Origin of the sequence: Pseudomonas syringae (genome assembly GCF_000737245.1) — a bacterium.
Lineage (GTDB): Bacteria > Pseudomonadota > Gammaproteobacteria > Pseudomonadales > Pseudomonadaceae > Aquipseudomonas > Aquipseudomonas syringae_J.
Window position 1 is genome coordinate 101,853 of sequence record NZ_JPQU01000089.1, and the last position, 19,993, is coordinate 121,845.

Genomic DNA, 19,993 nt, shown 5'->3' on the forward strand with positions numbered 1-19,993 from the left:
CGGCGTGACGACCACGACGCTACGGTTCCTGCTTTCGCCTCGATCCAACTGGCTGATTCTGAACATGATTCCTCTCCCAACGAGAGGGGTCATGCGTACAATGCCGCCCCCGCCACTTCAGTAAAGAATTGAATACCTGCCCTCATGAAAAAACTGTTTTACGTCCTCACGCTGCTTTTCTCGATCATCAATCCCGCTTTCTCAAACCCTCCCGCCACCTTCAGCGAAGCCAAGGTCATCGCCCGGCAGAAGGTCTATCTCGACCAGGCTGGCAGCGCCCAGGGCGACCTGTATTGCGGCTGCAAATGGACATGGGTGGGGAAATCGGGCGGGCGTATCGACGCCGCGTCCTGCGGCCTGAAAGCCAGAAAGCAAGAGAACCGCGCACAGCGAACCGAGTGGGAGCACATCGTTCCAGCCTGGACATTTGGCCATCAGCGCCAATGCTGGCAAAAAGGCGGTCGCGAGTATTGTGTCGACGAAGATCCGGTGTTCCGGGCGATGGAAGCTGATCTGTTCAACCTGTATCCGTCCGTGGGCGAGGTGAATGGCGACCGCAGCAACTTCAACTATGGAATGGCTTCAGCCGTATCTCCTCAGTACGGGCAATGCAAGACCAAGGTCGATTTTGATCAGCGTACGGCCGAGCCTCGGGATGAAGTCAAAGGGCTGGTAGCGCGCACCACCTTCTATATGTTCGATCGATACAAACTGAGCATGTCACGCCAACAGCAACAGTTGCTGATGGCCTGGGACAAACAATTTCCAGTGACGCCTTGGGAAAAGGAACGCGATCGACGCATAGCCACCGTCATGGGACATTCCAACCCCTTCGTGACCCGCCAACGGACTTGGACACCAGGCTACAAGGCGACTGGGGACGGTGTAGGCAGAGTTTTACCAGACCGCGCTTCTCGATCAGCCACGCCGCCCCCCTCGGCAAGCTCTTCTTCTGCGGGAGCCATCATCGGAAACCGCAGCAGTCAGGTGTATCACCTGCCGGAAGGTTGCCCCAGTTACCTCAAGGTATCGGCCAAAAACAGGGTCGCTTTTGCCTCTGAGTCCGCCGCCCGCGCCGAAGGTTATCGCAAAGCGGGAAATTGCCGGTAAGCACCGTTACAGCGGCGTTCATACACCCTCCCCTCACGCGTCAACGGTAATGATTCTGTGGGGGGTCGGGCCGGATTCCACCCCTCAAACGACGTGCCTTTGTCGGCATTTGAATGGCACATAACCGCTCATCGGAGATGTGTTCAAATATGTCAGAATCAGTGTAATTCTCCATCTCCCTTTTTATTAAAAGGACGCTTCACGCACCCCCCGCAGCATCCAGAGCAGCAGTACGATTAACGGCCGCTTGAAGTCTTTGCAAGCCTGTATCGATCTCGAAATGAACCGGCAGTCTTAAGGTGTCGGGTACCAGGGAAGTACACATTTTCGGAACACTCACGGGCAGGGCAATGATGAACGATCAGATGGATTTTGAAATTCATTATCAATTTCGCGGTGAACCCCGACATTTCTGCCATCAGGCTCTCCAGCTATGCGAGAGCGACGCGCTGCACTTCGCGACGCTGCACGCGGGAGTCTGGCAGTTGAATGATACGGTTGCGGCACGCCCTATCAGACTGGCGATTCTGCAGGCTGAAGGCCTTGGTGTTACTCAAGTGCATTGGAAAAAGACTCCTCTGGCAGAGAAAGTCTAAACAAAACCGTTTTACGAGGGTCCCACTTACCAAGCAGCGCTCATCAAACCAGCAACGCGAGGTAAGTATGACCATCGATACCGATCTTGAAAAAGAAGTCCTGATCCGGCTACTCCACGCTCACCCCACCGGCCTCGGCAAAGAGGTCCTCGATAATTATCGAGGGGAAAATGCGGTGGCAGATACCCTGGAGCACCTGCAACAAAAAGGCCTGATTCATGCCCGGAGCGTCGATGCCGCTGCTGGCAAAACGGCCCGGTCGTTAAACTACCCTATCAAGCTCAGCTCAGCAGGTGTGGATGCAGCCAAAGGCTACGAGATGTAGACAACCTTTTCGCTATAAAAAAGCCCGACCTGTAACCAGGTCGGGCTTTTTAATAGGCTGAATATCAGATTGCCGGATACTCACCAGTACCTTCCGGCCATGGCGTCAACAATTCGAAACCGTCGTCAGTGACTGCCACCATGTGTTCCCACTGAGCCGATAGTGACAGGTCCCGGGTCAGCACCGTCCAGCCGTCTGGCAGCACTTTGGTGCCTGGTTTGCCGGCGTTGATCATCGGCTCGATGGTGAAAACCATGCCTTTTTTGAGCCGCATCCCCTTGCCCTGTGCACCGTAGTGCAGGACCTGAGGGTCCTCATGGTAATTGCGTCCGATACCGTGCCCGCAATACTCGCGCACGACACTGAAGCCTTCCCGATGCGCAACCGCCTGGATCGCATGACCGATGTCGCCCAGTGTTGCCCCCGGGCGGACAGCGTGGATACCTGCTCGCGTTGCCTCATACGTCGTGTGCACCAGACGCTTGGCCAACGGGCTGACCTCGCCTACGAAATACATGCGGCTGGTGTCGCCAAACCAGCCATCTTTGATGACGGCCACGTCAATGTTGATGATATCGCCGTCTTTGAGGATATCGGACGCTGACGGTATGCCATGACACACCACTGCGTTCGGAGAAATGCAGGTGGTTTTGGTGAAGCCGTGATAACCGACGTTGGCCGGGATCACTTTCAATTCCTTGACGATGTAATCGTTACAGATGTCGTCCAGCGCTTCAGTGCTGACGCCCGCTTTCACATGCGGTTTGATCATTGCCAGCACATCAGCGGCCAACCGTCCGGCAATCCGCAACTGGACCAGATCCTCTTCGGTCTTGAAGCTGATAGCGCCACTCATCGGGAGGCCACCTGCGCATGTAACTGAGGAGCCGAAATATCGTAGGTTTGCGCGCTGAGTATGGTGCCCCCGGCGTTTTCGGAGCGAATCAACATTTGGCAGATTTCGCTGTAATCCAGCGTGGGATGCAGTTCAGCGAGCATGCCAACGCGCATCCAGTGCTCAGCCTGCGCGTTGATCGAGCGGCTTAGGGCTGCGCTTGCGGCGCGAATATTGGCGTGCATATGTTCAGAAATCTTGACCAGACCCATGGTTCACCTCGGATGGAATATATGAAGCATATACGTTTCATATATTCACAATCAACCGCGGTTGAGCTAGTCGCAGTGAAAAGGACTGGGCAGGCACTCGGAAAGAGAAAGCGTCAGTTGGCCAATGGCCGCCTGATCGACCACCGTCAGGCTGCGCAAGCGCACGATTACTGCGCGTTCAGTTTCACTTAAAGATGCCAATTCCATAGGCGTTCTGCGGCCCGACAACAGGTAAAGCACATCTACCCCGCTACTATCCAGGGCAGTCAGATAGTTGGAGCGAGGCGTCCGTTGACCATTCTCGTATTTACCCTGCGCATTGGCCTCCACGCCGCCAATGGCGGCGAAGTCCTGCTGGGAGAGTCCGAGCGCCTTCCTCTCTTCTTTCAATCTAGAGCCGAGACCATTCATTGGGATGCGTCCGATGCTGAGCGTCATCCATAACCATACTCCCCATTCCTTTGAGCCATGGCGCTATTTCTGGGAATGTACCGACGATGTCACGCTAAGCCTGCTCAAGAGGCGGCGGCAATGATATAACGCCGGTTAACTTTGGCTTTCAAGGTCCGAGACAGCCGGTTTACCAGACCGGGCGCTGTCTCAGGCGTCGTTTGGAGATTCTGTAGTCATGAAGATTCTGCTCGGCTGGTGCCTGATCTCACTGATCGGCACGCTTGTGGCTTTACGCCTGATCCGCAACGGCAAGAACCATTGCCACCCCGATCAGCTGGAAGAAACGCAATGCTGCGACCAAAACCAGCCCGCCATTGCTCCGCACCCTATTCAGCGGCAACAGCCGAATATCGTTCACCACCAGACTGAGCATTTGCGATAGCCATGCAAACCTGAGGCTCGTACGCATTGAATTGGCGCAAAGCGGCTGCCAGGGCAAGGAAATCTTCACGCTGCATTTCATTCATGCCAGCAATTCTGGCGGTGTGATCAGACTGGAAATTTGTTACGCGCTCAAAGGACATGTGGACCGCCTTCTATTCAGATACTGTTTAAACATACAGTATTTGGATAAGGCGCTTAACGCAAGCCTGCTGACGACGAGCGGTCATCTCATGACGGGTTGTCGGCGGCGAAGCATTCCCCAACCCCGAGCCACAAAAAACCGTACCCGCGCCGAGATATGCCGATTATATGGATACAACACCGATACCGGCATGGAAGGCGGCGGATACTGGGGCAGGATGAACTGCAGAACGCCTCTTGACCCACCGAGTGCTGCGCTCGAGCAAGCGAGTCCCAGCCAGGCCGCAAGCTTGTTCAGGCTATGAGTCAACGTCGCGCGGGGCATGCCAGGATCTTCGGCCGCTTGCGTGAAGCTGCTGCGTTCGCAGATGCGCAGGAACATCTTCATGCCCCTGACTTGATCCGTAACTACATCACCCACAAGGTTCGTCGTAATCGCACCACCGGCACAACCTCAGGCACTTGCCAGCGCCTGCAACTGCTTCCAGTCCGCAATTGAGATCTCGATGCCGTTGGCCAGCGACTCTGCCCGTTGCAGATAACGCCGATCTCCCGGCATGCGCTCCTGGCCTACCCCATGCATTTGCCTGACCAGCTCTTCACTGCGTAGCGCGAAGCTCTGGCCGCTGCCTCTGTCCGGGTCGATCACAATCAATAACTGCCCTGTCCAGGGCGTTTGCGCACCGGGATGAGCTGACCAGTCGAACTCGAACGAAAAGTTACCGCCAGTCAGTCCCGCCGCCAGCAGTTCGACCATCATCGATAGGGCAGAGCCTTTGTAGCCACCAAACGGCAGCAACGCACCACCATCGAGAATCGCTTTCGGGTCTTCGGTCGGGTGGCCGGAGCGATCAACGCCCATGCCAGCCGGTAACATGCGCCCTTCTCGCGCTGCGATCTGCACGTCACCATTGGCGATGGCGCTGGTGGCAAGGTCAAACACGATAGGTTGGCCACCGGCACGCGGTGCGGCAAAAGCGATCGGGTTGGTGCCGAACAACGGCTTGCGGGCGCCGTGGGGTACGACGCACGTCATGCTGTTGACCACGCTTAATGCCACCAGACCTTGTTCGGCGAACGGCTCCACATCAGGCCATAACGCCGCAAAATGGTGGGAGCTGCGGATGGCCAAAATCGCGATACCTGCGCTTTTCACCTTTTCAATCAACAATTCCCGGGCCGCCGCCAAGGCGGGTTGCGCAAAGCCATTGGCCGCATCCACACGAATGAACGCCGGACTCACATCTTCAACCACTGGCACGGCCTTGCCGTCGACCCAGCCGCTGGCCAGCGATGAAAGATAACCGGGAATGCGAAAAATGCCGTGACTGTGAGAGCCATCCCGTTGGGCGCTGGCGCAGTTGTGCGACAAGACCTGCGCAACCTTTTCTGAAGTGCCATGACGCAGAAATATCTGGCGCAGCAGCTCAGTCAGCTCGACGAATTCAAGGGTGTGATTCTGAGTGTTGTCGCGGTTTGCAGACATCTGAACGCTCCGATCTGGCTAATGAGGAAACAACCCGGCCCTGAGATTACTGAGCGCCATCAGGCAGGTAAACCACCATCGAGGTCCTGAGCGAGACGCTTTTGAAAGAAGTGGCGCCGATGGCCTGGCGGGTAATCGTTCACTTGGCCGAACTCGCTGAAGCCCAGGCTTCGATAGAACTCAGGGGCCTGAAAGTCAAAGGTGTCGAGCCAGATCCCCACGCAGTTTTTCTCATTGGCCAGGGTTTCCGCCATGGCCATCAACCGCGAACCCAACCCTTGCCCACGAGCCTGCTCCGGCACGGCCAGCAGCTCGATGAACATCCAGCGGTAGAGCAAACTGCCATAAAGGCCGCCGAGGACCTCGTCACTATGTTCATCGCGAATCAGCAGGGCGAATTTCTCTGCGCCAGCATCACCCGCCCGGGAGACGTTGAAAGCACGCAAAGGAGTGAGAATACCCAGATAATCCTCATCTGTCGGGTTAGCTGTTGTTTCAATGCGCACGCTCATCCATAACCTCGCGAAACGTTTATAAGGACGCCAGTTTAATACTGAATGGCAATCCCAAACTCACTACGGAGGAGCGTTAACGCGAATGGACCGCTATTACAGAAAAATATCTGCCTGTATTGATATTCATTAGCCATACCTGTTCTCCCCGCCTGACGTGCGCAGTAGAATGTTCCTACAACCGGAGAGCCAATGAGCGACCCTATCCTCAGCGAAGCAGAACACGACGCCGTCACCGATGCCGCAGCACATTGGTGCATGCGCCTGCACGCCAGTGACTGCACGACTGAAGAACGCAAGGCGTTCGAACGGTGGCACAACGGACATCCCCTGCACGCTTTCGAATTCGAGGCGATGCTGGAAATCTGGGATACTGCGGAACAGATCGTTCCGGTGAACCCGGCGCCGGCGCATCACGCTGCCACCCCAGATGCCACCATCGAATACACACCGCCTTCCAGTCGTTGGCGCAGCTATGCCGCTGCGGCGGCAGTTGCGCTTCTGGCGTTCCCGATTGCGGGTTATGTGGGCTGGAACCAAGGCTGGATACCCAACAGTTATGACACTTACGAGGCCGGGGACGCCACACGCTTGGTGACCATGGCCGATGGCAGCCGCGTGGAACTCAACCTGGGTACCGCGCTGAGCTTCGCCAATTACAAAGACCGACGCAGCGTTGTTCTGAATAAAGGTGAGGCGTTCTTCGAGGTCAGCCATGACAGTCAGCATCCCTTTGTGGTGGATGCAGGCAAAGGCCAGATCAAAGTGACCGGCACCAAGTTCAACGTCTGGATGTATCAGGATCAGGTCAAAGTGATGCTGGTGGAAGGTTCTGTGAAAGTGGTCAGCGACACCGCTACGCCCAGCCGCGGCTATCGGCTGGAACCCGGCATGCAGGCCAGTTACAAGACCGGTGACGTCGAACCACAGGTCAGCGAAACCTACTCCAATGACAGCAGCCTGACCTGGCGCAACGGCAAGCTTGTGATCAATGATCTGCCGCTGACTCAGGCGTTACCGCTGATCAACCGCTACCTGCCGCAGCCGATACTGTTAGCCGATAAAGCCACCGGCGCGATGCGTCTGGGCGGCAGCTACAACACCCGGGACATGGCTGGTCTGCTTGCCTCACTACCCAAAGTGCTGCCAGTGACCGTGACCCGAAATCAGGACGGCAACCCGGTTATCAACAGACGCCCGGGTAGTGCGCCGAAGGGGTAAAAATCCTCGAGAATGATGTATAAGCTGCCGAAGGCTGAAAATCGCCACCTGCCTAACATCGCCTTCGCAACCTTCGTAACCTCGGTCAGCTCCTAGAGGATCGCGGTGTGCTTGAAGTCGTGTATTGCCTGTTGGAGCTGCCGAAGGCTGCGAATGGCGTCGTGTCCAATAAACCGCTTTCGTCGCCGCCGTCACCTCCGACAACTCCTGCAAGACCTGGGCATGTCCGGACCGGTAGATACCATAACGTGCTACTCCTGCCCCTCCCGGATCGTCTGTACCCTGTACGCCGGATCAGCCTCAATCTGTTGCTGGGTAAAAGGCAGTACCGCCCATTGCTTGGCAGAGAACGCCTGAGTCTGGTCACGGCGATAAGGCGAGCCGGGCTCCGAAGATTCCGAAGGGGCCAACAACCCCAGGGCCTGTGGACCTTGCGGTTCGAAACTCACCACTTGCAGATAGCTCGTGCCGCTCACCACTTCACGTTTGCCATCGCCCCGGGGTACCACTTGCATGGCGTTATACACGCCCAATGAGCCCGGTCCGCCATGGATGGGCGTCTGCTGGGCACCGGTGCTCGACACCTGGATATCCCCCCAGTGGGCTGATTCAGCAAGCCCGGCATTGTTCAGCTGTTCCGCCGAGACCAGCAACGCCGAGTGCAAAGCCCTGGCCACCTCAGGTTGGCGCACATTCAGCCCTCGCGGCGTATGAATGGGGTTGGCAGGGTCGAACTCTACGCGCCACGCGCCCGGGACTTTCTGCAATGCAGTGGCGATATTCTGAAAATGCACAAAGCCCAGGCCAGCATCCAGGTTGGCGGTCCTGTCCCACTGGCTCATGCTGTGGCAGACGCTTTTGATCGTCGCGGCATCGTCCCCCGAATACCCGGCGCAGTACTGCAACAGGTCATCCAGCAGGCCGCCGGCTTCAGCCAGATACACCCGGTTATCCATGACCATGGCTTGCAGGTCGGCAACTCCCGTTTTGCCCGACCGTTGCAGGCTACCAATTCGGTCCAGGGCAAACCGCGCCCGCGGACTGAGAGATAGCCCCTCACGGCTGATCAACGGCGAGAACCCGGTCAATGGTTGCGAAGGGTTGGTCATCCATGCGGAGTCATTGGAGTTCTGTATATAGTCGGTACGCGCCAGACTGGGCAAGGCAGACGCCGGGTAAATGCCCGCTTGCGCTGCTGACGTGTCAGTGTCCCACGCGCACGCCATGCGCGATCCATCGAGTACGATCAGCTCCTGTCCCGCCGCCGGATCGCTGCACTGCGCAAGTTTGGCAGTGCTGACATTCGGCACCACCGAATAATTCATATACAGAGCCTGCCCTTTGTCATCCACCGCAAGGGTGTTGACCCAAGGGATGCCCTGAACTTTCTGCAAAGCGCTTTTCAACGCAGACAGGCTCTCGGCGCGGTTCATGGAGTACCACTGCTGCCAGACCCGGTCGTTACTCAGATTCGCGTCACGCAAGCTGTAGGCGTATTCGCGACTCCAGTCCAGCTTGCCCGGCCACTGCACCACCGGGCCGAACACCGAGCTATAAACGTCGCGAGATTGCGTCTGCAATTGACCATCTTTGCCAGTAGTGGTGACCGATACTGTGGTTTTCTCAAGAGGTCGCGAGCGGCCATCAAGCAGGTAACGGGTCGGGTCCCTAGGGTCGAGCTGCAAGCGAAACAACGTGAAATGCTTCGAGGTATCGACGGTGTGGGTCCAGGCCAGGTGCTGACTGAAACCGATGTTGACCATCGGCAATCCGGGCAGCGCGGCCCCCATGACGTCGAGCTTGCCGGGGATAGTCAGGTGCATTTGATAAAAGCGCATGCCGCCCACCCATGGAAAGTGCGGGTTGGCGAGCAGCATCCCCCGACCGTTGACTGATTGATCACGACCGATGGCCACGGCATTGCTGCCGCGCTCCAGAGCGAAGCTTTCCATGCGCGCCGCCGCCATCTCGAAAGATGGCGCCTGCGAGTGATCAACAGACGAGCTCTGCATAGGCGGCCTGGCACCCGCCAGCGCTTCGGCAAACTGGCCGACGCCGCCTTCGGCCAGCAAGCGACGCGTCAACTTGATCAAATCGTCGGTGGTAATCGGCCTCAGCCACGGGGCTTGCAGGCATTGCGCTGTGCCTGGCGCCTCACGGGACTCCGTCAATGACCGGTTGAAGCCTGCCACATAGCCCTCGACCAACTGACGAACCTGTGGCGTCTGTGCCTGCCAGAATTCAGCGACAGCTTCCGGCGTGTTCAACCAACTGAAAAACAGGTCGCTGGTCAGGTTGCTGCGCTGCTCGATGGTCTTCTGCTCTGCCCCGAAATAACGTGAGCGCTGACCATTAACGGTGACGATTTCATTGGCCAGCAGGCAAAGATTATCCTGGGCATACGCAAAGCCGATGCCATAACCCAGCCCCCGCTCGTCCTGGGCGCGAATGTGCGGTACGCCAAAGGTGGTCCGCCGTATCTCAGCACTGGCCGGCTGTGACGGCGTTTGCGCATGGGCGACAACACTAAGGCCACCTAACAGCCCCGCAAAACAAAACTCCGGCACGCGCTTGAACTTGATCACTCTGACTCCTGATGGCTTGCCTGAATGGCTGTGAGGGTTTTCGCTCACCATAAGACGAAGGCCACGTCGGAAATTTAGCGATGCAGTCGCGATCCAGCCCCATCGAAAATTCTATGTTTGCTCGCATGCGGATGTGACGACGTGGGACCGGCTTTAGCCGGGAAGGCGGCATTTCAGGCAATACCTATCGGGTGGATGTACTGGCCTCTTCCCGGCTGAAGCCGGTCCCACGTCGTCACGCCAATATTGAGATCAGTCCTGTGTGAGCGAGGCTTGCCGGCGATATAGGCGACCCGGTCCGCCAGCCATACCGTGTTATCGCTGATGGCGAGCAAGCGAGCTCCTTGCCGACCACCGAACCTGTGGGAGCGGTGCTTGCCCGCGATGCAGGCGACCCGGTTTAACGTCCATCGCGAGCAAGCTCGGCTCCTACAGATGATCACCGAGCCTGTTGGAGCGAGGCTTGCCCGCGATAGAGGCGACCCGGTCCGCCAGCCATACCGTGTTATCGCTGATGGCGAGCAAGCGAGCTCCGACTGGGATGGATTCCGGTCTTGGGGTTCGGATTCCAGGGCCCCTAGACAATGCCCGATGGAAATTTTTTCGTTTAACGTTGAGGATTTCCGGCGCTCATACGTCTTAATAAGTGAGGCAAGTATTTTCAAGAGGCCTGAAAAGGAAGTTGCGCATGTTCAATCGCCAAGCCACCACTACTCGAACGATGCTGCGCCAGTCAGCCATTGCAGCTCAGGCGCAGTCTCCCGCGGCAGATACGGAGCGCCAGGGCAATGAGCCGATCCGGAAACTGCTGAAGAGTTTCGGCCTGAGGACCAGCCTGGTTCGCCTGAAAGTTCTGGATGCGCTGGTCACTGCCAGCCACGAGGGGCAACCTCTGGGTGTGCGCGGCGTACACAGCCATTTGCTCAAGCTGGACACCCCGCTATCTTTTCTCAGCGTGCGCGAAGTGCTGAAACGCCTGTGTGATGAGGGTGTAATTGCGTTGAATGCGGACAAGAGCTACAGCCTGCACCCACAGGCCATGCAAAAGCTGAACGAGCCGGACGAATCAGCAAATTGATCGCCCGGCGCCGCTCACGGGACGTCAGAGTCGCAAGCCTTTAGCGCTTGACCTTGCGTCGCATGATGCCGTTGATGATCACCACCAGAACGGCCACGGCAATGGCAATATATTGAAAAGTCTTCTCGGTGATCACGCCGCTGTTCTGCAAGTGCGACAGACCCAGCATGATCGCTAACACCGCCAAGGCAATCAGGAGCGAGTAGATCAAACGTTGTTTATTGGTCATTAAGGTTTTCCTGAATTCTTCGTCGACAGCATTCATTGCTCACAAATGCGCGCCTATCTTACGCTGATGCGCGGCAACTGACAGCCGCACGCGAATAGCGACTGGCCATACCCCTCTCTTTTTTGCCGCGCTAATTGTCCTGCGAGCACATCCAGACAACGCCCGCTAAAGCCCTCATGGTTTAATGTCAGCCTTTAAACGTCGCTGATGCGATGCTTTGCGCTTAACAAGGAGTCAGTCATGCCCGGTGAAGGCAGCCTGTTACAGGCCGCAGTCGTATTTTTGTTCGCCGCCGTTTTGGCCGTGCCATTGGCCAAGCGCCTGCAGCTGGGCGCGGTGATCGGTTATCTGATTGCCGGGGTCCTGATCGGTCCCTCGGTACTGGGGCTGATCGGCAACCCGGAAAGCGTCAGCCACATTTCCGAGCTTGGCGTGGTTTTGCTTCTTTTTATTATCGGCCTTGAGCTCTCACCTAAACGTTTATGGGTGATGCGCAAGGCAGTGTTCGGGGTCGGGATGGCTCAGGTGCTGCTGACCGGGCTGGTGATCGGTACTGTCGCCCTACTGATCTTTGGCCAATCCCTCAACACTGCGGTAGTGCTGGGCCTGGGTCTGGCGCTCTCTTCCACAGCGTTTGGCCTGCAAAGCCTGGCTGAGCGCAAGGAACTGAACAGCCCCCACGGGCGACTGGCTTTCGCGATTCTCTTGTTCCAGGATATTGCTGCGATTCCCTTGATCGCGATGGTGCCGTTGCTGGCGGGTGCCGATCACAATCTCAGCGCCAGCGACGGTTTGACCCATGGCCTGGAAGTGCTCGGCGTCATCGCGATTGTCGTGGTCGGTGGACGTTATCTGTTGCGCCCGGTATTTCGCATCGTTGCCAAGACAAAAATCCAGGAAGTGTCCACCGCGACGGCGTTGCTGGTGGTGATTGGCACGGCCTGGCTGATGGATCTTGTGGGCGTGTCCATGGCCCTCGGCGCCTTCCTCGCTGGCTTGCTGCTGGCCGACTCCGAATACCGTCACGAACTCGAATCCCAGATCGAGCCTTTCAAGGGCCTGCTGCTGGGCCTTTTTTTCATGAGCGTCGGCATGGGTGCCAATCTCGGTCTGCTCCTGAGTGAGCCGCTGGTCGTCCTGGCACTGACGCTGCTGCTGATTTTTATCAAGTTGCCGTTGTTGTTCATTGTCGGCCGACTGGCGGGTGGGCTGGGCAAGGAAAGTGCCCTGCGCCTGGGCATCGTGCTGGCGGCGGGCGGTGAGTTCGCCTTCGTAGTGTTCAAGATCGGCAGCCAGCAAGGGCTGTTCGATGCCCGGCTCTACGACACGCTGGTGCTGACCATCACGCTGTCCATGGCATTGACGCCGCTGTTGCTGCTGGCAATTGCCCACGTGTTCAAGCCCAAACCCGTGAACGTTGAAATACCGGACGAATATCGCGACATCAACACGGACGCGCCGCGGGTGGTCATTGCCGGTATGGGTCGCATGGGGCAGATCGTGGCGCGGATTCTGCGGGCACAAAACATTCCGTTTGTTGCCTTGGATACCGCCGTGGAGTCCATCGAATTTTCCCGCAGCTTCGGCAATGTACCGGTGTTTTACGGTGATCCACTGCGCCCGGAAATCCTGCGTGCCGCCAAGGTCGAGCAGGCTGAATTTTTCATCATTGCCACCGATGACCCGGACATCAACATCAAAACCGCCGAGCTGGTGCGCAAGCTCTACCCGAACATGAAAATCATCGCCCGCGCCCGTAACCGACAACACGTCCACCGCCTGATCGACGTCGGTGCGCAGGCGGTGCGTGAGACGTTCTATTCAAGCCTGGAAATGAGCCGCAAGACCCTGATTGGGCTGGGCTTGAGCCAGACTCAGGCAGATGCCCGCATAGAACGCTTCAAACGCCACGACGAACAGGTGCTGGCGGCCCAGCATCTGGTCTATGACGACGCGGCCAAAGTCCTGCAGACGGCGCGGGAAGCGAGGAAAGAGCTGGCGCAACTGTTCGAAGCTGACCGGATCGAGGAGGAAGCGGTCAAGGATTGAGGTGGAATGCGCTCCGATGCGGGAGCATTCGATGCGGGTCCTGCAAAGGAATGCAGTCCTGTGGGAGCAAGCTTGCTTGCGAAAGCGGCGGTTCAGCTTTAGAGATGTGGTGCCTACCCCTGCCTCTTCCCGAGCAAGCTCGCTCCCACTGAGCACCGCTGCCCTACAGAAACCGCCTTCCGGCAGACGCGCACCAAACCTCACGCATATGGCCCATCCCAATACCGGCCGTGCATCCCGAGTTTTTTCTTGAGACGGGTCGGCAAGCGGTGCTCTTGCTTACTGAGCTTGTAAGCCAGCAGTTTCGCTGCGTTGCGGATAAATGACAGGGGCCAGAGCAGCATGCGGCGGCGGCCGAGGAATTCCAGCTCGGACTTCACGTAACGCATGCCCTCCCCGGCAATCCCGCCGAACGTTGCATAAATCCAGGCCTCCCGAGACTGAAAAACACCAATATCGAAGTAGCGGCGAAATTCTTCGGCGATGGTGTAATTGTGCGAATGGCGGCAGATAGCCGAACCTTCGTAAGCCACTTTCCAGCCGTCCAGAAGCATTTTGGCCGTGACGTACATGTCCTCAGACAAAATCACATGAGGCGGGAAGCCTCCCACAGCCAGCAACGCTTCGCGGCGATAGGCCGCAAAGGAATTGGACATGAAAGGCGTCTTGATGCCCAAGGCTGGGGCATCTTCAAGGGTTTTGATCTGCGAGACCGGCGGGTAATTGAACAGCCGTGCATGCTGAGCAAGCAGGCTGGCGTTCTTGTGCGGTAATTGGCGCCCGCACACTGCACCGATCTGCGGGTCTGCGAACGGCAGCAGAATATTGGCAATGGCCTGGATGTCCTCGACATAAGCGTCCTGTGTCATGAAGACATAGACGTCATAGTCAGGGTTGAAGTCCACCATCATTTGCCGGGTGCCGCCGTGGTTGAAATCCTTGCTGTCGATACGCGTCACGTTCTCGCAGCGGGAGCGGGCAAGCTCCAGTGTGCCGTCGGTTGAACTGGAATCAACGATCAGCGTGTCAAAGGCTGCGGTCTGGGTCGCCAGGGAATCCAGCAACCGCTTTAAATCCTTGCACCCGTTGTAGGTCGGGATAACACAGGCCACTCTCAAGTCCGCCATAACAAAACTCCAGGGCCAAAACCGGATGCCCAATCTGTCAGCGCGTTTGAGGGTAGCCTATGCCTGCGCTTACTACCATGTGAGGGTCAGCCCAGCACCTCACTCAAAGGAATGAAATTCACCCACCCACCTTCCGCTACCGTGCTGTCCTCCCGAACCTCGATCAACCCATCAGCCCAGGCAGCACTGCGCAACACCCCGGAGCTCTGGTTCTTGTAAAACACCGCCCGCCCCTGCTCCAGACGCCCGCGCAAATACTCGCGGCGGCTCCCCGGTCTGGTCCAGGCAAAGCCCGCCGGGACCGGGAACTGCAGCGGTGTAACATCGCTCACGCCTTGGCGGCGGAGCAGATAAGGCCTAGCCAACAACGCAAAGGTCACCAGCGTCGAGGCCGGGTTACCCGGCAGCCCGATCACTGGAACGCCTCGAAAATGGCCAAACGTCAGCGGTTTGCCGGGCTTGATCGCCAGCTTCCACAGCGCCAGTTCACCCTCTTCGCGCAGCGCATGCCCGAGAAAATCGGCTTCCCCCACGGAAACACCGCCGGTGGACAGAATCAGGTCCACATCGTTGAGCGACCCCAGCGCAGTACGGGTTTTCTCCAGGTCGTCGGGCAGAATTCCGGCATCTACGACCGCGCATTCCAGGCGTTTGAGCCAGCTGCACAGCAGCACTCGATTGCTGTTGTAGATTTGCCCTGGGCCCAGAGGCTGGCCAGGCTCGATGAGTTCATCGCCCGTGGACAGCACGGCAACCCGCACTCGCCTGACCACTTCAAGAGAAGCCAGCCCAAGCGACGCAGCCAAGCCCAGTTCGATGGGACCTAGACGGGTGCCCGCAGCCAGCACCTTGTCACCGATCCGGGTTTCCTGGCCTTGGGGACGAATATTCTGGCCGGGCTCCAGGGCTTCGACGAAACCTACTCGTTCGTCAGCAAATACCCGGGCGTTTTCCTGCATCTCAACGCAGTCGGCGCCTTCCGGTACCGGGGCACCGGTGAAGATGCGCGCACAAGTGCCCGGCGCCAGTGGCTCTGGAGCCTGACCGGCAAAAACCCGCTGGCTGACGCGGAGCGGTTCACCGGTCCAGTCAGCCAGACGCAACGCATAACCGTCCATAGCGCTGTTGGGCCAGGGAGGCAGATCAAGGGTCGCGACCATATCCTGCGCCAGTACCCGCCCTTGAGCGTCGGCAAGCTGCACGCTCTCACACTCGTTGATGGGCGCAGCCTCGGCCATTTCCAGCAAACGTGCCAGCGCCTCTTCGACGGGCATCAAGGGCTTGTGCATGGGCGTTTTATCCACGGGTCGCGCAGGGCTCGGCCTGCTTGAGATGAGGTACGAAATTGCACGGACGGAAGCGCGAATCCAGTTGTTGAGCCAGGATGCCATCCCAGCCAGTGCGCACCGCATTGGTAGAACCCGGCAGACAGCAAACCAGGGTGCCATTGGCTAACCCGGCAAGCGCTCGGGACTGAATGGTTGAAGTGCCGATATCCGGTACTGAAATCTGCCGGAATAATTCACCGAAACCATCGACCTGCTTGTCCAGCAGGCAGGCGACGGCTTCGGGTGTGCTGTCGCGCCCAGTGAAACCAGTGCCGCCGGTGATCAGCACCACTTGCACTTCATCATCGGCAATCCAGCCAGCGACCTTCGCGCGGATTTTATACAGGTCATCCTTAAGCAGAACGCGCTCGATCAGGCTGTGGCCAGCCTCGGTCAGGCGGTCAACAAACATCTGGCCAGAAGTATCGGTTTCCCGCGTGCGGGTATCGCTGACGGTCAGAACAGCAATATTCAAGGGTACAAAGGGGGTGTCAGCCTTGGCTTTCATTGGCTCAATCCAGTTGTAGGGGAATCAGGCCGGTGTTATATCACAGCACTCCTTTTTCCTGCTTTGGTTGAGTCTCACATGCCTGCTTCTAGCCCCTTTGCTCCGTGCTCGATCCTGCTGCTGGCCGGTGGTCAGGGGCAACGTATGGGTGGCCGGGACAAGGGCCTGATCGACTGGCGAGGAGAACCGCTGATTCAGCATCTGCATCGTTTGACCCGGCCACTGACCGACGACCTGATCATCTCCTGCAATCGCAATCTGGAGCAGTACGCCGTTTTTGCGGACCAGTTGGTTCAGGACGGCAATGACGACTTTCACGGCCCCTTTGCCGGGATTCGTGCCGCGCTACCGTTGGCACGACATCCCTACTTGGTGGTTCTGCCCTGTGATGTACCATTGATCGATCTTTCACTGCTCGATGAGCTGCGCACAACCTCCCGACAATACCCTCGGCAACCCGTCATGGTCCGCAGCGGCGAACACTGGCAACCGTTGTTGTGCGTAATCCCGACCTGCCACGCAGCCGCGTTCGAGGCGGCGTGGCAGAACGGTGAGCGTAGCCCGCGAAGGATTATGCAACAACTCGGCGCGGTCGCCGTAAACTGCGCTGCTGACGATCCTCGCCTGGCCAATCTCAACACCCCGCAATTACTGACCCAGATCACCGGCTGAACGCTTGCCGGTCATAACGACTACCCTTTCATGGAACTTGCACACAGCCTGTACGTCTGAACGTCAGTTAACCAAGAATCCATCTGGAGACACAGTAATGAAACAACGGACCCTTCCCGCTGCATTTTTGCTCGCACTGGGCCTCGCCTCCCTCGCTGGCTGCGCTTCGCCAACTGTGATCACCCTGACCGATGGCCGGGAAATCCAGGCCGTAGACACGCCTAAATATGACGAAGATTCAGGTTTCTACGAGTTTGAGCAACTCGACGGCAAGCAAACTCGTGTCAATAAAGATCAGGTACGTACCGTCAAGGATCTCTGATCTTCCATGACGCAGTAGACGTAGACGTAAAAAAACCCGCTGATGGCGGGTTTTTTTTGGCTGTTTTATAACTGGAGCTACCAGTCGAGCTTGATCTCGCTGTCAAACTGCCGGGATTCTCCGGTCACAGGATCAATGAAACGCAAGCTCTGGGCCAGTAACTTCAGCGGATTGGCATAGTCATCCACTGCGTCCTTGATCACTTCGGGATAGAAAGGATCATTGCAGATGGCAGCGCCTAATGCGGCCATGTGGACACGCAACTGATGTTTTTTGCCTGTCACCGGGCTCAACCCGTAGCGCCACAGATCACCGTTACGCTCGCACACTTCAATCGCCGTTTCGGTATTGCTCATCCCCTCGCCTTCTTGCATGCGGAAAAATGGCTCGCCGTCCACCAGCCGGCTTTTGTGTACACGGGGGAAACTCACGCCCGGCAAAGCAGCAGCAATGGCTTCATAACGCTTGTCGATTTTTCGGGTCGGAAACAAGGACTGGTAAGCAGAACGCGTCTGTCGATTGGCCGAAAAAAGCACCAGACCGGCAGTGTGGCGATCAATGCGATGCAATGGCACAAGATCGGGGTTGTCCAGACGGCGAATCAAACGCCTGAGCAGCGTCTGCTCGACGTACTCACCGGCGGGCGTCACCGGCAGGAAGTGCGGCTTATCCGCGACCACCAGATGCTCGTCGGCATACAGAATGGATTCCAGTACTGGGATCGGCGTTTCGTTGGGCACTTCTCTGAAGTAGTGGATCCGCAGCCCTTCCTTGTAAGCCAGACTCGCATCGATAGGCGACCCAGCGCCATCGAGCACTCGCCCCCGCGAGATGCGATCCAACCATTGCTCGCGGCTGACTGCGCTGAAATGCGTGCATAGACAGTCCAGCACTGTCGCCCAGCTTCCGGGAGGCAAATACAAGGTGCTGGCCTGAAGGCTGGCGGCGGAGAAAACAGACTCGGACATGCGCGAACTCTTGGGTGACGAGCGCGGCATTATCACCCAGGAATTCCTCAGAGACTAATCAGCTGACTGCCCTAAATGACGCCACAAGCCATACGGTCACCGCCGCCGCCCAAAGGCTTGGGCATGTCCGAATGATTGTCGCCACCGGCGTGCACCATCAAGGCATGACCTTTGACGTCTTTGAGTGTCTTCAAACGCGGGGCCAGCACTGGGTAAGTCGCCATACCATCAGCCGTAACGTAGATCGCTGGGAGATCACCCAGATGACCCTCCGCGTACGGGCCTAAATGCTTGCCGTTTTTCTTCGGATCCCAGTGACCACCGGCTGCCTGAGCTGCAACCTTCACACCGTCTTTGGTGGCGGTTTCACAACTGGCGTTCTCGTGAACATGAAAGCCATGAACACCGGCAGGCAAAGATTTCAGACTCGGAGTAAACAATAGGCCATAGGCGGTTTCGGTAATGATTACTTCGCCAATCGGCTGAGGGGCTTCGGTCGTGCTTACAAGGTTGATAGGCACCGAAAGCGTGTCGGCAACAGCGCTGTTAAGGGAGAAAGCACCGATCAGACCAATCCAGAGATAAGATTTCATCATTCGTCCATTTGCTGAGAAATTTGCAAGACAGGCCAGATACGACCTGTCAGATGAAGGTTCGTACCTCATGTTCTACTCCTCAAGGCGGACAAAGTTCCTTCGAATAGTGCTTCCGTGTTTTGCAGATGTTATGAGCGGCGCAGTATCTGTGGGACCGGCTTTAGCCGGGAAGGCATTATTTCAGAAGACGCATTGCTGCGGTCATACCAGCCAATTCCCGGCAAAAGCCGGTCCCAGTGGTTGCATACTTCATCTCAACACCTGAGAAACGCCACCACCTGATCCTGATCAAACGGCCAATCCAGCTCCGCCCCGGTATCAGTGCGGCGCAGCACCGGGATCCGCAGGCCATATTCCTCGACCATCCCTTCGCTTTCGCCGATGTCCACAAGCTCAACCAGCAATCCATGCGCGACCAATGGCAATAATTCAGCTTCGGCAATCTCACACAGATGGCAACCCAAGGTGCCGAACAACTGGCATTCAGGCGACATAACAATAACCTCGGAAGTAAGAACAGCCTTCAGTTTAGGCGCGGCCGAACCGCGTCGTCGATTGGGATTCAATCCATTGTTTGGGGCAAGACGCGCCATTCCGGTTGCTTGAAGGCCTTGTCCGCTCCGGATATTTTCACGGAAATGCGGTCCAGAATCGATTCCGCCGTGTACTTGGTAGTAGTGGTACTGATCGCAATGAACAGCAGCCCGGCCACCACCGCCGCAGACGGAATCCTGCCTGGACGTATATTTTCCAGACCGAAAAGAAACACGCATGCCCCGAGTGACCCCAGCAAAGCACCGGCGATGGCCTCAGGCAAGGGATGAATGTAAGGCGCGACGCAATAGACACTGAATGCCCACCCCACCGCCAAACCCAGCAATGCGGCGGGCCAGCGCAGGGCTGAATGCAATTGTCGTGCAAGCAGGCTCAGCCCTACGGTCAACACCAGGCAGGTGTTCATGGCATGCCCACTGAGCACGTAAATCCCCAGGCTTTCCAAGGCAACGCCCCAGCCTTTGAACAGGATTTTGCTGGCGACCACTAGCGAATAGACCACGAACAAAGTAGCTATCCACAGCAGCGCCGAACGACGCGAACGCGTCATCCACAACCAGCCGGTAATCACCAGCGCCGCCGGTAGCATCACGGTAATTCCGCCGTAAGGCGTCAGCGTCATGGCAAGTTGAAGATCCAAG

25 protein-coding genes and 1 pseudogene are annotated in these 19,993 nt (G+C 57.5%); 9 read left to right on the forward strand and 17 right to left on the reverse strand.

Annotated elements, in window-relative coordinates; genetic code table 11:
• The first annotated feature begins 144 nt into the window (after positions 1-144).
• The 3 genes from IV01_RS02105 (at position 145) to IV01_RS02095 (ending at position 2,031) form a co-directional block, all read left to right on the forward strand.
• On the forward strand, positions 145-1,110 hold the full coding sequence (locus IV01_RS02105) for an endonuclease (RefSeq protein ID WP_032631448.1): 966 nt from the start codon (positions 145-147) through the stop codon (positions 1,108-1,110).
• Between the two features lie 353 nt (positions 1,111-1,463).
• The gene (locus IV01_RS02100) at positions 1,464-1,706 is read left to right on the forward strand and encodes a DUF6555 family protein (protein WP_032631596.1); all 243 of its coding nucleotides are present in this window, start codon (positions 1,464-1,466) and stop codon (positions 1,704-1,706) included.
• 67 nt (positions 1,707-1,773) lie between these two features.
• The gene (locus IV01_RS02095) at positions 1,774-2,031 is read left to right on the forward strand and encodes a hypothetical protein (protein ID WP_032631450.1); all 258 of its coding nucleotides are present in this window, start codon (positions 1,774-1,776) and stop codon (positions 2,029-2,031) included.
• A gap of 64 nt (positions 2,032-2,095) precedes the next feature.
• On the opposite strand, the gene map is transcribed toward IV01_RS02095, so the two are convergent.
• The 3 genes from map to IV01_RS02080 all read right to left on the reverse strand — a co-directional run bounded on the left by map (position 2,096) and on the right by IV01_RS02080 (position 3,549).
• Entirely contained in the window at positions 2,096-2,887 is a 792-nt protein-coding gene (map, locus tag IV01_RS02090; protein ID WP_032631451.1) for a type I methionyl aminopeptidase, read from the reverse strand.
• Positions 2,884-3,138 (reverse strand): ParD-like family protein, encoded by a 255-nt coding sequence (locus IV01_RS02085; protein WP_032631452.1) that lies wholly within the window; start codon positions 3,136-3,138, stop codon positions 2,884-2,886. The genes map and IV01_RS02085 overlap by 4 nt, the downstream gene beginning before the upstream one ends.
• Positions 3,139-3,204: 66 nt before the next feature.
• A complete protein-coding gene (locus tag IV01_RS02080; RefSeq protein ID WP_032631598.1) occupies positions 3,205-3,549 on the reverse strand; it encodes a helix-turn-helix domain-containing protein in 345 nt (114 codons plus the stop codon).
• A gap of 217 nt (positions 3,550-3,766) precedes the next feature.
• Between IV01_RS02080 and IV01_RS26770 the strand changes: the two genes are divergently transcribed.
• Positions 3,767-3,973 (forward strand): hypothetical protein, encoded by a 207-nt coding sequence (locus tag IV01_RS26770; RefSeq protein ID WP_154232278.1) that lies wholly within the window; start codon positions 3,767-3,769, stop codon positions 3,971-3,973.
• On the opposite strand, the gene IV01_RS27180 is transcribed toward IV01_RS26770, so the two are convergent.
• The 4 genes and pseudogenes from IV01_RS27180 to IV01_RS02065 form a co-directional block, all read right to left on the reverse strand.
• On the reverse strand, positions 3,918-4,115 hold the full coding sequence (locus IV01_RS27180) for a hypothetical protein (RefSeq protein WP_032631453.1): 198 nt from the start codon (positions 4,113-4,115) through the stop codon (positions 3,918-3,920). The two genes, IV01_RS26770 and IV01_RS27180, sit on opposite strands and share 56 nt — an antisense overlap.
• 237 nt (positions 4,116-4,352) lie before the next feature.
• Positions 4,353-4,504 (reverse strand): annotated as a pseudogene (locus IV01_RS27185) (helix-turn-helix domain-containing protein); the annotation flags it as partial.
• A gap of 66 nt (positions 4,505-4,570) precedes the next feature.
• Positions 4,571-5,602, reverse strand: a complete 1,032-nt coding sequence (locus IV01_RS02070) for an Ldh family oxidoreductase (protein ID WP_032631454.1) — start codon at positions 5,600-5,602, stop codon at positions 4,571-4,573.
• Positions 5,603-5,661: 59 nt separating this feature from the next.
• Entirely contained in the window at positions 5,662-6,114 is a 453-nt protein-coding gene (locus IV01_RS02065) for a GNAT family N-acetyltransferase (RefSeq protein ID WP_032631455.1), read from the reverse strand.
• Between the two features lie 192 nt (positions 6,115-6,306).
• Between IV01_RS02065 and IV01_RS02060 the strand changes: the two genes are divergently transcribed.
• Positions 6,307-7,335, forward strand: coding sequence for a FecR family protein (locus tag IV01_RS02060; protein ID WP_032631456.1), 1,029 nt, complete (start codon positions 6,307-6,309; stop codon positions 7,333-7,335).
• 251 nt (positions 7,336-7,586) lie between these two features.
• Here the strand turns inward: IV01_RS02060 and IV01_RS02055 are convergent, their stop codons facing one another.
• Together IV01_RS02055 and IV01_RS26780 are read right to left on the reverse strand one after the other, a co-directional pair.
• Positions 7,587-9,920 (reverse strand): acylase, encoded by a 2,334-nt coding sequence (locus tag IV01_RS02055; protein WP_032631458.1) that lies wholly within the window; start codon positions 9,918-9,920, stop codon positions 7,587-7,589.
• 173 nt (positions 9,921-10,093) lie between these two features.
• Positions 10,094-10,255, reverse strand: coding sequence for a hypothetical protein (locus IV01_RS26780; protein WP_154232280.1), 162 nt, complete (start codon positions 10,253-10,255; stop codon positions 10,094-10,096).
• 353 nt (positions 10,256-10,608) lie between these two features.
• Between IV01_RS26780 and IV01_RS02050 the strand changes: the two genes are divergently transcribed.
• The gene (locus tag IV01_RS02050) at positions 10,609-10,998 is read left to right on the forward strand and encodes a Fe2+/Zn2+ uptake regulation protein (protein ID WP_032631460.1); all 390 of its coding nucleotides are present in this window, start codon (positions 10,609-10,611) and stop codon (positions 10,996-10,998) included.
• 40 nt (positions 10,999-11,038) lie between these two features.
• Here IV01_RS02050 and IV01_RS02045 read toward each other — a convergent pair whose 3' ends face one another.
• On the reverse strand, positions 11,039-11,227 hold the full coding sequence (locus IV01_RS02045) for a hypothetical protein (protein WP_032631462.1): 189 nt from the start codon (positions 11,225-11,227) through the stop codon (positions 11,039-11,041).
• 240 nt (positions 11,228-11,467) lie between these two features.
• Here IV01_RS02045 and IV01_RS02040 point away from each other — a divergent pair, with 240 nt between their 5' ends.
• Positions 11,468-13,276 carry a monovalent cation:proton antiporter-2 (CPA2) family protein gene (locus tag IV01_RS02040; protein ID WP_032631465.1) on the forward strand — a complete coding sequence of 603 codons (1,809 nt, stop codon included), beginning with the start codon at positions 11,468-11,470 and terminating at the stop codon, positions 13,274-13,276.
• 200 nt (positions 13,277-13,476) lie between these two features.
• Here IV01_RS02040 and IV01_RS02035 read toward each other — a convergent pair whose 3' ends face one another.
• The 3 genes from IV01_RS02035 to moaB form a co-directional block, all read right to left on the reverse strand.
• Positions 13,477-14,403 carry a glycosyltransferase gene (locus IV01_RS02035; protein WP_032631467.1) on the reverse strand — a complete coding sequence of 309 codons (927 nt, stop codon included), beginning with the start codon at positions 14,401-14,403 and terminating at the stop codon, positions 13,477-13,479.
• Positions 14,404-14,489: 86 nt separating this feature from the next.
• Positions 14,490-15,692: a gephyrin-like molybdotransferase Glp gene (gene glp, locus IV01_RS02030; RefSeq protein WP_080290407.1), complete on the reverse strand. Its 1,203-nt coding sequence runs from the start codon at positions 15,690-15,692 to the stop codon at positions 14,490-14,492.
• Positions 15,693-15,699: 7 nt separating this feature from the next.
• Entirely contained in the window at positions 15,700-16,239 is a 540-nt protein-coding gene (gene moaB / locus IV01_RS02025; RefSeq protein WP_032631469.1) for a molybdenum cofactor biosynthesis protein B, read from the reverse strand.
• A gap of 78 nt (positions 16,240-16,317) precedes the next feature.
• Between moaB and mobA the strand changes: the two genes are divergently transcribed.
• Both mobA and IV01_RS02015 read left to right on the forward strand, forming a co-directional pair.
• Positions 16,318-16,911 (forward strand): molybdenum cofactor guanylyltransferase MobA, encoded by a 594-nt coding sequence (gene mobA, locus IV01_RS02020; protein ID WP_032631470.1) that lies wholly within the window; start codon positions 16,318-16,320, stop codon positions 16,909-16,911.
• A gap of 97 nt (positions 16,912-17,008) precedes the next feature.
• On the forward strand, positions 17,009-17,233 hold the full coding sequence (locus IV01_RS02015; protein WP_032631472.1) for a YgdI/YgdR family lipoprotein: 225 nt from the start codon (positions 17,009-17,011) through the stop codon (positions 17,231-17,233).
• A gap of 77 nt (positions 17,234-17,310) precedes the next feature.
• Here IV01_RS02015 and IV01_RS02010 read toward each other — a convergent pair whose 3' ends face one another.
• The 4 genes from IV01_RS02010 to IV01_RS01995 form a co-directional block, all read right to left on the reverse strand.
• Complete coding sequence (locus tag IV01_RS02010; protein ID WP_032631474.1) at positions 17,311-18,201, reverse strand: pseudouridine synthase; 891 nt, start codon at positions 18,199-18,201, stop codon at positions 17,311-17,313.
• A gap of 71 nt (positions 18,202-18,272) precedes the next feature.
• Positions 18,273-18,794: a superoxide dismutase family protein gene (sodC, locus tag IV01_RS02005; protein ID WP_032631599.1), complete on the reverse strand. Its 522-nt coding sequence runs from the start codon at positions 18,792-18,794 to the stop codon at positions 18,273-18,275.
• Between the two features lie 257 nt (positions 18,795-19,051).
• The gene (locus IV01_RS02000; protein WP_032631475.1) at positions 19,052-19,291 is read right to left on the reverse strand and encodes a glutaredoxin family protein; all 240 of its coding nucleotides are present in this window, start codon (positions 19,289-19,291) and stop codon (positions 19,052-19,054) included.
• A gap of 68 nt (positions 19,292-19,359) precedes the next feature.
• Entirely contained in the window at positions 19,360-19,992 is a 633-nt protein-coding gene (locus tag IV01_RS01995; RefSeq protein WP_324294265.1) for a hypothetical protein, read from the reverse strand.
• Between the last annotated feature and the right edge of the window lies 1 nt (position 19,993).